The following is a 12,775-nucleotide window of genomic DNA, read 5'->3' on the forward strand; positions in this document are numbered from 1 at the left end:
TCTTCAGGAGCTATACGATGAACCTTCGTCTGCCGGGGCTGGCCCTCGCCTGTGCCTTCGTGATTCCCGTGGCCCAGGCGCAAGTGCTGCAGCCCGGTCTGTGGGAACTGACCTCCAGCAATGTGCAGGTCGAGAACCAGTCGCTGGATGTGAACATGCTGCTGGGCGTGCTCAAGCAGAACACCACGCCGGAGCAACGCGCCGCCCTGGAAAAGCAGGGCATCAACCTGGGCGGACAGGGCGTGCGGGTGTGCCTGACGCCACAGCAGGTGGCTTCCGAGGCGATTCCGCTGACCGATCCGCAGTCCGGCTGCCAGCAGCAGGTCACCGAACGCAAGGGGCCGGACTGGAAGTTCCGTTTCAGCTGTCCGAAGGCCCAGGGCGCGGGCACGGCGCATTTTGTCAGTGATCGCGAGTTCACCACCAAGGTCAGCGGCACGTTCAATGCCACCGGTATCCAGCAGAATGGCAGCATGGACACCAAGGCGGTCTGGTTGGGGCAGGATTGCGGGGCGGTGAAGCCGCGGTCCTGATGAAAGAGCGGCCTGCGGTGGGTTGTAGGAACGGGGCTTGCCCGCGAAGCTTTTGGCGACCTTGAGGACGCATTCGCGGGCAAGCCTCGCTCCTACAGGTAGAGGGGTGTCCTCAGGTGTCGAGGCGTTGCAGCAACGCCTCGACCGTCATCGTCCCCAGGTCCTCTCCCGCCCGGCTGCGTACGCTGACCAGCCCCGCGGCCTTTTCCTTCTCGCCGACCACCAGCAGGTAGGGCACCTTCTGCAGGCTGTGTTCGCGAATCTTGTAGCCGATCTTCTCGTTGCGCAGGTCAGCCACCGCTCGCCAGCCATGGGCCTTGAGCCGCTGGACGGCCTCCCGGGCATAGTCGGCCTGGCCCTCGCTGATGTTCAGCACCACCACCTGACAGGGCGAAAGCCACAGTGGCAGGGCACCGCTGTAGTGCTCGATAAGGATGCCGATGAAGCGCTCCAGCGAACCGAACAGCGCCCGGTGCAGCATCACCGGCCGCTGGCGCTCGCCGTTCTCGTCGATGTAGCCGATATCGAAACGCTCCGGCAGGTTGAGGTCGACCTGCAGGGTCCCGCACTGCCAGTCGCGGCCGATGGCATCGCGTAGCACGAACTCCAGCTTCGGCCCGTAGAAGGCGCCTTCGCCGGGGTTGATCCGGTAGTCGATGCCCATCCGGCCCAGGGCGCCGAGCAGCGCGCCTTCCAGCCGGTCCCAGGTCTCGTCGCTGCCGATGCGGTTGAGCGGGCGGGTGGAGAGTTTCACCAGCACGTCGCTGAAGCCGAACTCGCGGTAGATATCGAACACCAGGGCGATCGCCGTTTCGCACTCATCCTGCATCTGCTCCGGGGTGCAGAAAATGTGCGCATCGTCCTGGGTGAAGTGGCGCACCCGCAACAGCCCGTGCAGGGCGCCGGACGGCTCGTAGCGATGGACCTTGCCGAACTCGGCGATGCGCAATGGCAGGTCGCGATAGCTCTTGAGGCCATGGCCGAAGATCGACACCGCGCCCGGGCAGTTCATCGGTTTGAGGGCGAACACCCGCTCGTCCTCGGTGCTGGTGGTGAACATGTGATCGCGGTAGTTCTGCCAGTGCCCGGAGGTTTCCCACAGGCCGCGGTCCATCACGTCCGGGGTGTTCACCTCGACGTAGCCGGCCTGCTCCTGGCGCTGGCGCATGTAGCCGATCAGTTGCTGGAACAGCGTCCAGCCCTTGGCATGCCAGAACACCGAACCCGGTGCGCAGTCGTCGAAGTGGAACAGATCCAACTGCGTACCGAGCTTGCGGTGATCGCGCCTGCCGGCCTCCTCCAGGCGGGTGAGGTAGGCCTTGAGGTCCCGGGCGTTGGCCCAGCAGGTGCCGTAGATCCGCTGCAGCGGGGCGTTGTTGGCGTCGCCGCGCCAGTAGGCCCCGGCCACCTTGGTCAGTTTGAACGCCTGCAGGATGCCGGTCGACGGCACGTGCGGCCCGCGGCACAGGTCCTCGAAATCGCCCTGGCGGTACAGCGACAAGGTTTCGTCTTCGGGGAGGGTACGGATCAGTTCGGCCTTGTAGTGCTCGCCCAGGTTCTCGAAATATTCGATGGCTTCGTCACGCGGCAGGGTACGACGACGTACCGAATGATTGGTCGCGGCCAGGGCCTGCATCCGCTCCTCGATCAGTTCCAGGTCCTGGGGCGTGAAGGGGCGTTCGTAGGCGAAGTCGTAGAAGAAGCCGTTCTCGATCACCGGGCCGATGGTGACCTGGGCCGAGGGGTAGAGCTGCTTGACCGCCATGGCCAGCAGGTGCGCGCAGGAATGACGGAGGATCTGCAGGCCTTCGTCGTCGCGCGGGGTGACGATGCTCACTGCCGCGTCCTGCTCGATGAGGGTGTCGCAGTCGACCAGCACGCCGTCGATCCGCCCGGCCACCGCTGCCCGGGCCAGGCCGACGCCGATGCTGGCGGCCACTTCGAAGACCGACAGCGGCTGGTCGTACTCGCGTTGCGAGCCATCGGGGAGGGTGATGCGGATCATTGCTGGGGGCCTCGGTCGATCTGGAAGGGTATTAGCGGAGAAACTGCAGGGGCAGGCCCTGACAGCCGTCATGAAGTCGGCCGGCATGCCAGGCGACCTGCCCGGAAACCACGGTGGTGTGCACGTGGTGGCGGAAGCTGTGCTCGATGAAGGGGGTCCAGCCACATTCGTAGAGGATCGGTTCACCGGCGACCGGCCGCGGCTGCGGCTGGCGATTGAGCAGGACCAGGTCGGCCCAGTAGCCCTCGCGCAGGTAGCCGCGTTCGGCGATGGCGAACAGGTCGGCGACCCGGTGGCTGGTTTTGTCCACCAGGGTGGTCAGTGGCAGCACCTTGTCCGCCACCAGTTCCATCAGCGCCGGCAGAGCGTGCTGCACCAGCGGCAGGCCGGAGGGCGCTTCCTCGTAGGGCCGCTGCTTTTCTTCCCAGGTGTGCGGCGCGTGATCGCTGCCGATCACGTCCAGGCGGTTGCTCAACAGCGCCTTGCGCAAGGCATCGCGGTCCGACTGCTGCTTGATCGCCGGGTTGCACTTGATCCGGTTACCCAGGCGCGGGTAGTCGCGATCGTCGAACAGCAGGTGATGCAGGCAGACTTCGGCGGTGATGAGTTTTTCGCCCAGCGGCTTGTTCTCGAACAGCTCCAGTTCGCGCTCGGTGGTCAGGTGCAGCACGTGCAGGCGGGTGCCGTGTTTCCTGGCCAGTTCCACCGCCAGCGACGAGGAGCGGTAGCAGGCGTCGGCATTGCGGATCAGCGGGTGGGCGGCCGGCGGGATCATGCCGCCCAGCAGTTCCTTGAGGTTCTTCAGGCGCGTGTCGACGGTCGGCGTGTGTTCGCAATGGGCCAGCAGAAGGGTCGGTACCTCGGCGAACAGCCGTTCGAGGATGTGCGGGTCATCCACCAGCAGGTTGCCGGTGGACGCGCCCATGAACACCTTGACCCCGGCGACCTGGCGCGGGTCGAGGGCCGCCACGGTGTCGAGGTTGTCGTGGCTGACGCCGAAGTGGAAGCCGTAGTTGGCCACCGAGGCGTTCGCCGCCCGGCGCTGCTTGTCGGCGAGGGCGTCGAGGGTCAGGGTCGCCGGGCGGGTGTTGGGCATGTCCATGTAGCTGGTGATGCCGCCGGCCACCGCCGCCCGCGATTCGCTGTAAATGGTGCCCTTGGCCGGTGCTCCCGGGTCTCGGAAGTGCACCTGGTCGTCGATCATCCCCGGCAGAAGCCAGTCACCATTCGCGTCGATTTCCACGTCGGCGCTGGCGTTGCCGATCTCGGCGGCGATGGAGTCGATGCGGCCGTTGATCACCCGGACATCGGCGTCGAACTGACGGCCCTCGTTGACCACGCGGGCATTGCGGATCAGCAGGCTGCTCATGCTCAGAACTCGTTCTGCAGGGCCTTGTAGCCCCGGACCAGGTCGACGTTGGTGCGCGCCACGTCCTCGGAGAACTCCGAGGCGCTGACGCTGACCGGTGGGAACTGCGACAGGTCGGTATGGGGGCCGATGCGGGTGGTGGAGGGCACGTAGAAGCCGGGTGGCAGGTCGCGGCCGTCGACCACCGAGTTGTGTCGGACCACGCTGCCGTCGCCGACCGCGCAGTTGAACAGCACGCTGTTGAACCCGATGAATACCCGGTTGCCGACCGTGCAGGGACCGTGGACGATCGAGCGGTGGGCGATGGAACTGAACTCGCCGATGGTCACCGCCGCGCCGGACTTGGAGTGGATCACCACGCCGTCCTGGATGTTGGAGTTGGCGCCGATGATGATCGGGTCCATCTCGCCGTGTTCGTTGACTTCATCGGCGCGGATCACCGCGTAGGGGCCGACGAAGACGTTGTCACCGATCACCACCTTGCCGCAGATGATCGCGGTCTTGTCCACGTAGGCGGATTCGGCGATCACCGGCAGGTCGCCGGAAGGGTTCTTGCGGATCATGGGGAGGTCTCCTGAGGGGCGCTGATGATCTCTACCGCGCCGTCGCGGATGGCGTTGTAGAAACAGTTGGGACGGCCGGTATGGCAGGCTGGGCCCTGTTGCTCGACCCGCAGCAGGACCGCATCGCCGTCGCAGTCGAGGCGGGCCTCGACCAGGCGCTGGCGGTGCCCGGAGCTTTCGCCCTTGCGCCACAGCTGCTGGCGCGAGCGCGACCAGTAGCAGACCTGGCCGCGTTCGAGGGTTTCGGCCAGGGCCTGGCGGTTCATCCAGGCCAGCATCAGTACTTCGCCCGTGTCGTGTTGCTGGGCGATGGCGGCGATCAAACCGTCGGCGTTCCACGGCAGGGCGTCGAGCACGGCCGTGAGGGGCCAGCGGCTGCCCGCAGCGGCGCGCTCCAGATCGAGCATCGACAGGGGCGGCCGGGCAGTCACTTGCTCAGTGCCGCGTGCAGGGTGTTCATGTTGTATTCGAACAGGCCAATGAAGGTGCTGGCCGGGCCTTCGGCGGCGAGGGCGTCGGAGTACAGGGTGCCGCCGATCTTCGCGCCGCTTTCGTCGGCGATCTGCTTGAGCAGGCGGGCGTCCTTGATGTTCTCCATGAATACCGCGGTGACCTTGTCCTTGCGGATCTGCCGGATCAGTTCGGCGACTTCGGCGGCCGACGGCTCACGCTCGGTGGACAGGCCCTGGGGCGCCATGAACTGGATGCCATAGGCCTGGCCGAGGTAGCCGAAGGCGTCATGGGAGGTGACGATGCGTCGGTTGCCGGCCGGCAGGTTGCCGAGCTTGACCTTGGCCTCGGCCAGCAGGCGGTAGATCTGCTTCAGGTAGTCCTGGCTGTTGCGGGTGTAGTCGTCCTTGTGCGCCGGGTCGACCTGGATCAGCGCCTTGGTGATGTTGTTCACGTACAGCTCGACGTTCGCCAGGTTGTGCCAGGCGTGCGGGTCGGGCACGGTCTGGCCGTCCTCTTCCATGGTGTGCGAGAGCACGCCCTTGCTGGCGGTGACCACCGGGGCCTTGGTCTCGGTGCTGGTCACCAGGCGGTCGAGCCAGGGTTCGAACTCCAGGCCGTTCTTGACGATCAGTTTGGCCTTGAGCAGCGCCTGGGCATCATCCGGGGTCGGCTCGTAGGTGTGGGCGTCGGCGTCCGGGCCGACCATCGCGGAAACCTGGATATGGTCGCCGCCGATCTGCTGGGTGATGTCCCGCAGGATACTGAAGCTGGCGACCACCGGCAGCTTCTCCGCCGCCTGGGCGCTGGACAACTGCAACGACAGGGCCAGCACGGAGCTGAACAGAACGAGTAACGCACGCATCGGGTGACACCTCATTGGGATGGCAGGGGTGGGCGGCGCAGCAGACCGTGCACCGGACCGAAGACCACGGAGAACAGGTACAGGCAGCCGGCGACCAGCACGATGGCCGGGCCGCTGGGTTGCGAGCAGTAGAACGACAGCAGCAGGCCGGCGGCGACCGAGACGCAGCCGAGCAGCGCGGCGATCAGCATCAGCACCGGCAGGCGACGGCTCCAGAAGCGCGAGGCGATCGCCGGCAGCATCATCAGGCCGACCACCATCAGGGCGCCGATGGCCTGGAAACCGATCACCAGGTTGAGCACCACCAGGGTCAGGAACACACCGTGGGCCAGCGGGCCGAGGCGGCTGACGGTCTGCAGGAACAGCGGGTCGAGGGTGTCGAGCATCAGCGGCCGGTAGATCGCCGCCAGCAGCACCAGGCTCATGCCGCAGACCCAGAGCATGCCGGTGAGGGTCGGCCCGTCCACCGCCAGTGCCGAGCCGAACAGCAGGTGCAAGAGGTCCAGGCGCTTGCCGGCGATGCCGAGCAGCAGCACGCCACTGGCCAGCGAGATCGGATAGATCGCCGCCAGGCTGGCGTCTTCGCGCAGGCCGGTGCGCCGGGTGATCCAGGCCGACAGGCCGGCCATGCCCATGCCCGCACCGAGGCCGCCGAGGGTCAGTGCCGGCAGGCTCAGGCCGGCGATCCAGAAGCCGACGGCGGCGCCGGGCAGGATGCCGTGGGCCACCGCGTCACCGATCAGGCTCATGCGTCGCAGGATCAGGAACACCCCCAGCGGCGCGGTGCTGCAGGCCAGGACCAGGCCGCCGAGCAGGGCCCGGCGCATGAACACGAAATCGTGGAACGGCTGCCACAGGTGCTGGGCGAACATCAGCATCAGGCCACCTGTGTGATCGGTTGTTGCACGATCAGCTCGCGGCTCGGTGCCAGTACGCAGCCGCTGTGCTTGATGCGCAAGGCGTCGGGGATGTGCTGGCGTACGGCGGCGAGGTCATGGCAGACCACTACCAGCGTACGCCCCGCCGCGTGCCAGGCGTGGATGTGTTTCCACAGCAGTGCCTGGCCTTCCTCGTCGAGGGCGGCGTGGGGTTCGTCGAGCAACAGCAGCGGCGCTTCGGCCAGGCTCAGGCGGGCCAGCAGAGCGCGTTGCAACTGGCCGCCGGACAAGGCCATCAGCGGCCGCTGTTCCAGGCCTTCGAGGTCCCAGTCGGCGATCACCGCCTGCAGGCGTTCGTTGCGTTGCTGCGGGCTCAGCTTGATGCCCCACAGGCCGGCGACCACCAGTTCCTGCAGGTTGATCGGGAACTGCCGGTCGAGGTGCTGCTGTTGCGGCAGGAACGACAGGCCACCGCGGCGTGGAACATCCAACTGCACCTTGCCGGCCAGGGGCTTCTGCAAACCGGCGAAGACTTTCAGCAGGCTGCTCTTGCCGGTGCCGTTGGCACCGATGACCGCGGTGAGGCTACCGGCGGCCAGTTCGAAATCCACCGCGGGGGTCAGTGGCTGGCCGGGTGGGCCCCAGCGCAGGCCTTGGCAGCGGATCATGCCGGCCTCCAGTTCCACCCGCTCTCGGCCACGGCGTCGTGGGCGTGCAGGCTTTCAGCGTGAACCACCCGCAGGTGGAAACCCTGCACCGCGTCTGCACGCTTGAGCGCCAGGTTCAGGCGGCGTGCCGCGTCTTCGCAGAACATCAGGTTCTGACCGTTGGCGAGGGCGAAGGCCTGCTCGTCGGCGCGCTTCACCGCAGTCTGCACGGCGGTGCCCAGTGAGGCCTCGGCATCATTGATCAGGGCTTCGAAGGGAAACCGATACGTTTTTTCATCAAGTCGGATTTGCAGGTGTGCAATGCTGCGCTGGCTATGGGGTGTGGCGACGATGCCTTGGGTACTGCCGAGCCAGTTGAGGACCTTGCCGTGTTCCAGCGGCTGGTTGGCGAAGTCCTGGTTGAACTGTTGCTGGATCAGTTGTCGGGCGAGGGCGGCCGAGCAGGGGCAGGTGGAGGAGTAGGCCACGTCAATTTTCAGTTCCACGTGGAACACTCCGCTTTTCAGCTCGGCTAACACACTGACGGGATAGGCTTTCCAGCCGGCCAGCGGGCTGACCAGCGCCGGGCGCTTGAGCAGCAGATTGGTGTGGATGCGCAGGTAGGCGTTACTGGACAGCCCGTCATGGCTGTCGAGGAATTGCTGCAGCACCGCGTGGACCCGTGCCGGTGTCAGTTCTTCCTGTTGCAGGCGCTCCAGGGCCAGGTACAGCCGGGACATGTGAATACCCCGCGCTTCGCCGTCATCGAGGCTGACGCCGGCGTCGGCGCTGGCGCTGAGGCGTTGGCCGTCGAGGGTGATGGGCAGAGCAATGCCGCACATGCCCACCCACTCAAGGGGCAGGGCTTGCCGGGATGACTGCGCGGCGATATCCGGCAGCGTCAACGCATTCATGAGCAGGTCCATCGTTGGAAATAAAATGTCATGTTATATTATAACAATTGATTCGACGATGCCTTTTTTCGCCAGGGCTCTACACAGCCATATCGAGCAGGGACGCTCCCTCAATTTGTGGTTATCGGTTCATGCATAGACGTCAATTGCTCAACTTCCTGCTGGCCAGTGCGGCCTTCATCCCGCTTGGCGTGTCGGCGGCGCAGATCCGCAACGCCCGGCTCTGGCGCTCCGGCGACAAGCTGCGACTGGTGCTCGATCTCAGTGGCCCGGTGCAGTACAAGACGTTTTCCCTGACCGCGCCCGAGCGGCTGATCATCGACCTGAGCGGGGCAAAGCTGACGGGCGACTTCAGCCAACTGGCCCTGAAGAACACGGTGATCCGCTCGATCCGCTCGGGACATTTCGGCCAGGGCGACACGCGGATCGTCCTCGACCTGGCCAACCCGGTGCAGTTGAACAGCTTCCTGCTGCCGCCCGGGGAGGGGCAGGGCCACCGGCTGGTGCTCGACCTGGCCAGCAACGCCAGCGCCGCCGCACCGCCCCAGGCTCTGGCCGCGGCAGCTGTCGCGCCCCAGGCCAGGCATGAACCGGCGCCGGGCAAGGTTCACCCCAAGCGCGACATCATGGTGGTGGTCGACCCCGGGCACGGCGGCAAGGACCCGGGCGCGGTGGGCTCCAAGGGGCAGCGCGAGAAGGACGTGGTGCTGTCCATCGCCCAGCTTCTGGCCAAGCGGCTCAAGCGTGAAAAGGGCTTCGATGTACGCCTGGTACGCAACGACGATTTCTTCGTGCCGTTGCGCAAGCGCGTGGAGTTCTCCCGCAAGCACAACGCCGACATGTTCATCTCGGTGCACGCCGATGCGGCGCCGCGGATCACCGCGTCGGGGGCGTCGGTGTACTGCCTGTCCGAAGGCGGCGCGACCTCGACCACCGCGCGCTTCATGGCCCAGCGCGAGAACGGTGCCGACCTGATCGGTGCGCAGAGCCTGCTCAACCTCAAGGACAAGGACCCGATGCTGGCCGGGGTGATCCTCGACATGTCGATGAACGCGACCATCGCCGCCAGCCTGCAACTGGGGCATACCGTGCTCGGCAGCCTGGAGAACATCACCACCCTGCACCAGAAGCGCGTGGAACAGGCCGGCTTCGCGGTGCTCAAGTCACCGGACGTGCCGTCGATCCTGGTCGAGACCGGCTTCATTTCCAACGTCCGCGACAGCCAGCGGCTGGTCACCACGCGGCACCAGCAGGCGATTGCCGACGGGCTGTTCCAGGGCCTGAAAACCTACTTCGAGAAGAACCCGCCGCAGGACAGCTACATCGCCTGGCGCCAGCAGCAGGCAAACGAAGTGCTGGCCTAGCAGCCCACCAACCGATCACAGGTGAACTTCTTGCTCAGCCCTCCGGAGCTGGAGAAGCGGTTCACCGTGGTCCACCCCACCCGCCGGCTGTAGCCGACCCAGGCCTCGCCATCCGAGGCAATGCCGGTGAAGAAGGTCAGTTGTCCGTAGCGGCTGCTGGTCTGCGCCCAGTAGCGCTTGCCGGTCACTTCGAACCCCTGCAGGTAGATCGTCTTGCCCACCGTGGCGACGCCATAGGCGTTGCCGGCGGCGTCCTTGCACGCCAGCAGGGTGGCGCTGCGGGTGCAGTTGGCCAGTGGGCCGGGCACCTGGGCCCCGGCGCCGGTGGCGCAGAGCAGCAGGCTCAGCAACGGGTATTTCAGGGCGGCGCGCATCGGCATTCTCAAGAGAGGGTTGGCTCCAGCATCAACCCCTTCGTCGCCAGCGGCAAGTGGGGATTGGCTAAAATGCACTGTTATAATATAACATTAAACAAATCCCCCGACGGCGACCTCTCCATGACCGAAGACGAACTGCTCGCCCAGCCCGAGGCGGACTACATGAACGATGCACAGCAGGCGTTCTTCCGTGAGTTGCTGCTCCAGCAACGGCGTGAACTGCAGGAGCGCATCAGCGGCGAGTTCGTCGTGCTGCGCGAGCACGAGCCCAGCAGCGATCCGGCGGACATCGGCAGTGCCGAGGAACAGCGCCAATGGCAACTGCGCCTGCTGGAGCGGGAGAAGAAGCTGCTCGACAAGATCGACCAGGCCCTCGAGGCCCTGGCCCGTGGCGAATACGGCTGGTGCCGCGAGACCGGTGAACCGATCGGCCTCAAGCGTCTGCTGCTGCGGCCCACCGCCACCCTGTGCATCGAAGCCAAGGAACGTGAAGAGCTGCGCGAGCGCCACAAGCGGGCGCTCTGAGCCGGCCAACCTGATGAGGAACCAACCATGACCCAACGTCTTCCCGTGACCGTGCTGTCGGGCTTTCTCGGCGCCGGCAAGAGCACCCTGCTCAACCATGTGCTGCGCAACCGCGAAAACCTGCGGGTAGCGGTGATCGTCAACGACATGAGCGAAATCAATATCGACGGCAGCGAGGTTCAGCGTGACGTCAGCCTCAATCGCGCCGAGGAAAAACTGGTGGAGATGAGCAACGGCTGCATCTGCTGCACCTTGCGCGAGGACCTGCTGGAGGAGGTCGGCCGGCTCGCTCGCGACGGGCGCTTCGACTACCTGCTGATCGAGTCCACCGGTATCTCCGAACCGTTGCCGGTGGCCGAAACTTTCACCTTCCGCGACGAGACCGGACAGAGCCTGGCCGACATCGCCCGCCTCGACACCATGGTCACGGTGGTCGACGGCATGAACTTCCTGCTCGACTACCAGGCGGCGGAAAGCCTGGCCTCCCGCGGCGAAACCCTTGGCGAGGACGACGAGCGCTCGATCACCGACCTGCTGATCGAGCAGGTCGAGTTCGCCGACGTGATTCTGATCAGCAAGATCGATCTGATCTCCAGCCAGGAGCGCGAAGAACTGATGGCGATCCTCGCGCGCCTGAATGCCCAGGCCGAGATCATCCCGATGGTGATGGGCGAAGTGCCCCTGGCGAAGATCCTCAACACCGGCCGCTTCGACTTCGAGCGTGCCTCCCAGGCTCCGGGCTGGCTGCAGGAACTGCGTGGCGAGCATGTGCCGGAAACCGAGGAATACGGCATCGCCTCGACCGCCTACCGGGCGCGGCGGCCGTTCCACCCCGAGCGCTTCTTCGACTTCATCAACCGGCCCTGGGTGAACGGCAGGCTGCTGCGTTCCAAGGGTTTCTTCTGGCTGGCGAGCAAGTACCAGGAAGCCGGCAGCTGGTCCCAGGCCGGTGGCCTGATGCGCCATGGTTTCGCCGGGCGCTGGTGGCGCTTCGTACCGAAACAGCACTGGCCGCAGGACGAGGATAGCATCGCGGCGATCATGCAGAACTGGGCGGCGGCCACCGGCGATTGCCGCCAGGAACTGGTGTTCATCGGCCAGGGTATCGATTTTGCGCAACTGACGGCCGACCTGGACGGCTGCCTGCTCAGCGACGACGAAATGGCCCTGGGGGTCGAGGGTTGGCGGCTGCTGCACGACCCGTTCGGACCGTGGCACGACGAAGAGGCGGCTGCCTGATGCTGGCGCCGCGCTTGCAGGCGCAACCGTCGATCCGCCAGGTCGAGGGCGAGGCCCCGACCGTGCTTGGCGAGATTCTTCAGGATGGGGTCAACCTGGCACTCTGGCAGCGCCGCCTACCCAGCCATATCGCCGATTTTGCGCACTTGCTGCTGTCGTTGGGCGAGCCGTTGGCGCAGGCGCTGAGCCTGGAGATGCCGGACGACGAGTCCAGGCCGAACCTGCACGGGCTGGCCTCGGGGTTCAGTGACCTGGAGGGTTACGAGGGCTTCATCAGCGACGTGTCCTGGCTGGTCGGCGCCTATGCCTGCCTGCTCGGCGCGCGGCGGATCGGCCTGCGCCTGCGGGTGCTGGACAAGGCGATGTGCCCGCGGTTTCACGTCGACCATGTGCCGGTGAGGTTGATCACCACCTACGCCGGTTTGGGCAGCCAGTGGCTGGCGGAAGGGGCGATGGATCGGCGGCAGTTGGGCAGTCCGGTGGCGGAGCCGATGGAGGCCGGGTCGATTCGGCAGATGGACAGCGGCGCGGTGGCCTTGTTGAAGGGCGAGCGCTGGCATGGCAATGAAGGGTTCGGGCTGGTGCATCGTTCGCCGCAGGTGGGGGCGGGGGAGCGCCGGTTGATCCTGACGCTGGACTGGCTGGCTTGAGTTCAGGCGCCGCAAAGCTTCAGGTGTGCTCAGGGCACCTGCCACTGCCCGGCACTCTGGCCCTCGCAGAACGGCTTGAGGTACGCCGCGTCCGTCGCCACACCGTAATAGTGAATATTCTGCCGGTAGGGCATATTGGCAACCTGGGCGTTGCGGCAGATACCGAATGAGCCGCCCGGGCACTGCTCCACGTATTCGACCTCGACCTTTTGGCCCGCCAGGCTCGGCTGGCAGAAACCGTCGTTGAACAGCTTGGCCGGGATATTCACGTTCTCCTGGCAGACCTTCACGTCGAGCCGTTCGCCCTGGCTGTGGACCACACAGGCTTGCGCCAGGACCTGACTCGACCCCAGCGCCGCCAGCAGCGTCAGGCCAATCGACCGCATCATTCACCCA

15 protein-coding genes are annotated in these 12,775 nt (G+C 65.9%); 5 read left to right on the plus strand and 10 right to left on the minus strand.

Going from position 1 to position 12,775, the window contains the following annotated elements:
- Window positions 1-17 precede the first annotated feature (17 nt).
- The gene (locus ACM62G_RS12030) at window positions 18-533 is read left to right on the plus strand and encodes a DUF3617 domain-containing protein (RefSeq protein ID WP_054063446.1); all 516 of its coding nucleotides are present in this window, start codon (window positions 18-20) and stop codon (window positions 531-533) included.
- Between the two features lie 112 nt (window positions 534-645).
- On the opposite strand, the gene thrS is transcribed toward ACM62G_RS12030, so the two are convergent.
- From thrS to folE2, 8 genes are read right to left on the minus strand one after another with little or no spacing between them, the layout of a single operon-like run.
- A complete protein-coding gene (thrS, locus tag ACM62G_RS12035) occupies window positions 646-2,538 on the minus strand; it encodes a threonine--tRNA ligase (RefSeq protein ID WP_419737212.1) in 1,893 nt (630 codons plus the stop codon).
- 31 nt (window positions 2,539-2,569) lie between these two features.
- Window positions 2,570-3,907, minus strand: coding sequence for a dihydroorotase (locus ACM62G_RS12040; protein ID WP_054063448.1), 1,338 nt, complete (start codon window positions 3,905-3,907; stop codon window positions 2,570-2,572).
- 2 nt (window positions 3,908-3,909) lie between these two features.
- Window positions 3,910-4,470, minus strand: coding sequence for a carbonate dehydratase (locus ACM62G_RS12045; protein ID WP_054057218.1), 561 nt, complete (start codon window positions 4,468-4,470; stop codon window positions 3,910-3,912).
- Complete coding sequence (hisI, locus tag ACM62G_RS12050) at window positions 4,467-4,901, minus strand: phosphoribosyl-AMP cyclohydrolase (RefSeq protein WP_273819733.1); 435 nt, start codon at window positions 4,899-4,901, stop codon at window positions 4,467-4,469. Before hisI ends, ACM62G_RS12045 begins: the two co-directional genes overlap by 4 nt.
- Entirely contained in the window at window positions 4,898-5,785 is an 888-nt protein-coding gene (locus ACM62G_RS12055; protein ID WP_273819734.1) for a metal ABC transporter substrate-binding protein, read from the minus strand. Before ACM62G_RS12055 ends, hisI begins: the two co-directional genes overlap by 4 nt.
- A gap of 11 nt (window positions 5,786-5,796) precedes the next feature.
- A complete protein-coding gene (locus ACM62G_RS12060) occupies window positions 5,797-6,660 on the minus strand; it encodes a metal ABC transporter permease (protein WP_273820075.1) in 864 nt (287 codons plus the stop codon).
- Window positions 6,661-6,662: 2 nt separating this feature from the next.
- A complete protein-coding gene (locus ACM62G_RS12065; RefSeq protein ID WP_054056837.1) occupies window positions 6,663-7,331 on the minus strand; it encodes a metal ABC transporter ATP-binding protein in 669 nt (222 codons plus the stop codon).
- Window positions 7,328-8,224 (minus strand): GTP cyclohydrolase FolE2, encoded by an 897-nt coding sequence (gene folE2, locus ACM62G_RS12070; protein ID WP_419737213.1) that lies wholly within the window; start codon window positions 8,222-8,224, stop codon window positions 7,328-7,330. Before folE2 ends, ACM62G_RS12065 begins: the two co-directional genes overlap by 4 nt.
- Window positions 8,225-8,355: 131 nt before the next feature.
- On the opposite strand from folE2, the gene ACM62G_RS12075 reads away from it, so the two are divergent.
- A complete protein-coding gene (locus ACM62G_RS12075; RefSeq protein WP_419737214.1) occupies window positions 8,356-9,588 on the plus strand; it encodes an N-acetylmuramoyl-L-alanine amidase in 1,233 nt (410 codons plus the stop codon).
- Here ACM62G_RS12075 and ACM62G_RS12080 read toward each other — a convergent pair.
- Window positions 9,585-9,962, minus strand: a complete 378-nt coding sequence (locus ACM62G_RS12080) for a hypothetical protein (RefSeq protein ID WP_054056839.1) — start codon at window positions 9,960-9,962, stop codon at window positions 9,585-9,587. The genes ACM62G_RS12075 and ACM62G_RS12080 overlap by 4 nt on opposite strands.
- 123 nt (window positions 9,963-10,085) lie before the next feature.
- Between ACM62G_RS12080 and dksA the strand changes: the two genes are divergently transcribed.
- Genes dksA through ACM62G_RS12095 form a run of 3 tightly spaced genes read left to right on the plus strand, consistent with a single transcriptional unit; the run spans window position 10,086 to window position 12,379 of the window.
- A complete protein-coding gene (gene dksA / locus ACM62G_RS12085; RefSeq protein ID WP_054056840.1) occupies window positions 10,086-10,490 on the plus strand; it encodes an RNA polymerase-binding protein DksA in 405 nt (134 codons plus the stop codon).
- Window positions 10,491-10,517: 27 nt separating this feature from the next.
- On the plus strand, window positions 10,518-11,729 hold the full coding sequence (gene zigA, locus ACM62G_RS12090; protein WP_273819745.1) for a zinc metallochaperone GTPase ZigA: 1,212 nt from the start codon (window positions 10,518-10,520) through the stop codon (window positions 11,727-11,729).
- Window positions 11,729-12,379, plus strand: coding sequence for a DUF1826 domain-containing protein (locus ACM62G_RS12095; RefSeq protein WP_419737215.1), 651 nt, complete (start codon window positions 11,729-11,731; stop codon window positions 12,377-12,379). Before zigA ends, ACM62G_RS12095 begins: the two co-directional genes overlap by 1 nt.
- Before the next feature lie 29 nt (window positions 12,380-12,408).
- On the opposite strand, the gene ACM62G_RS12100 is transcribed toward ACM62G_RS12095, so the two are convergent.
- Entirely contained in the window at window positions 12,409-12,765 is a 357-nt protein-coding gene (locus ACM62G_RS12100; RefSeq protein WP_419737514.1) for an NADH:ubiquinone oxidoreductase, read from the minus strand.
- Window positions 12,766-12,775 lie beyond the last annotated feature (10 nt).

Origin of the sequence: Pseudomonas sp. COR18 (genome assembly GCF_048568395.1) — a bacterium.
In the GTDB taxonomy this organism is placed as follows: domain Bacteria; phylum Pseudomonadota; class Gammaproteobacteria; order Pseudomonadales; family Pseudomonadaceae; genus Aquipseudomonas; species Aquipseudomonas fuscovaginae_B.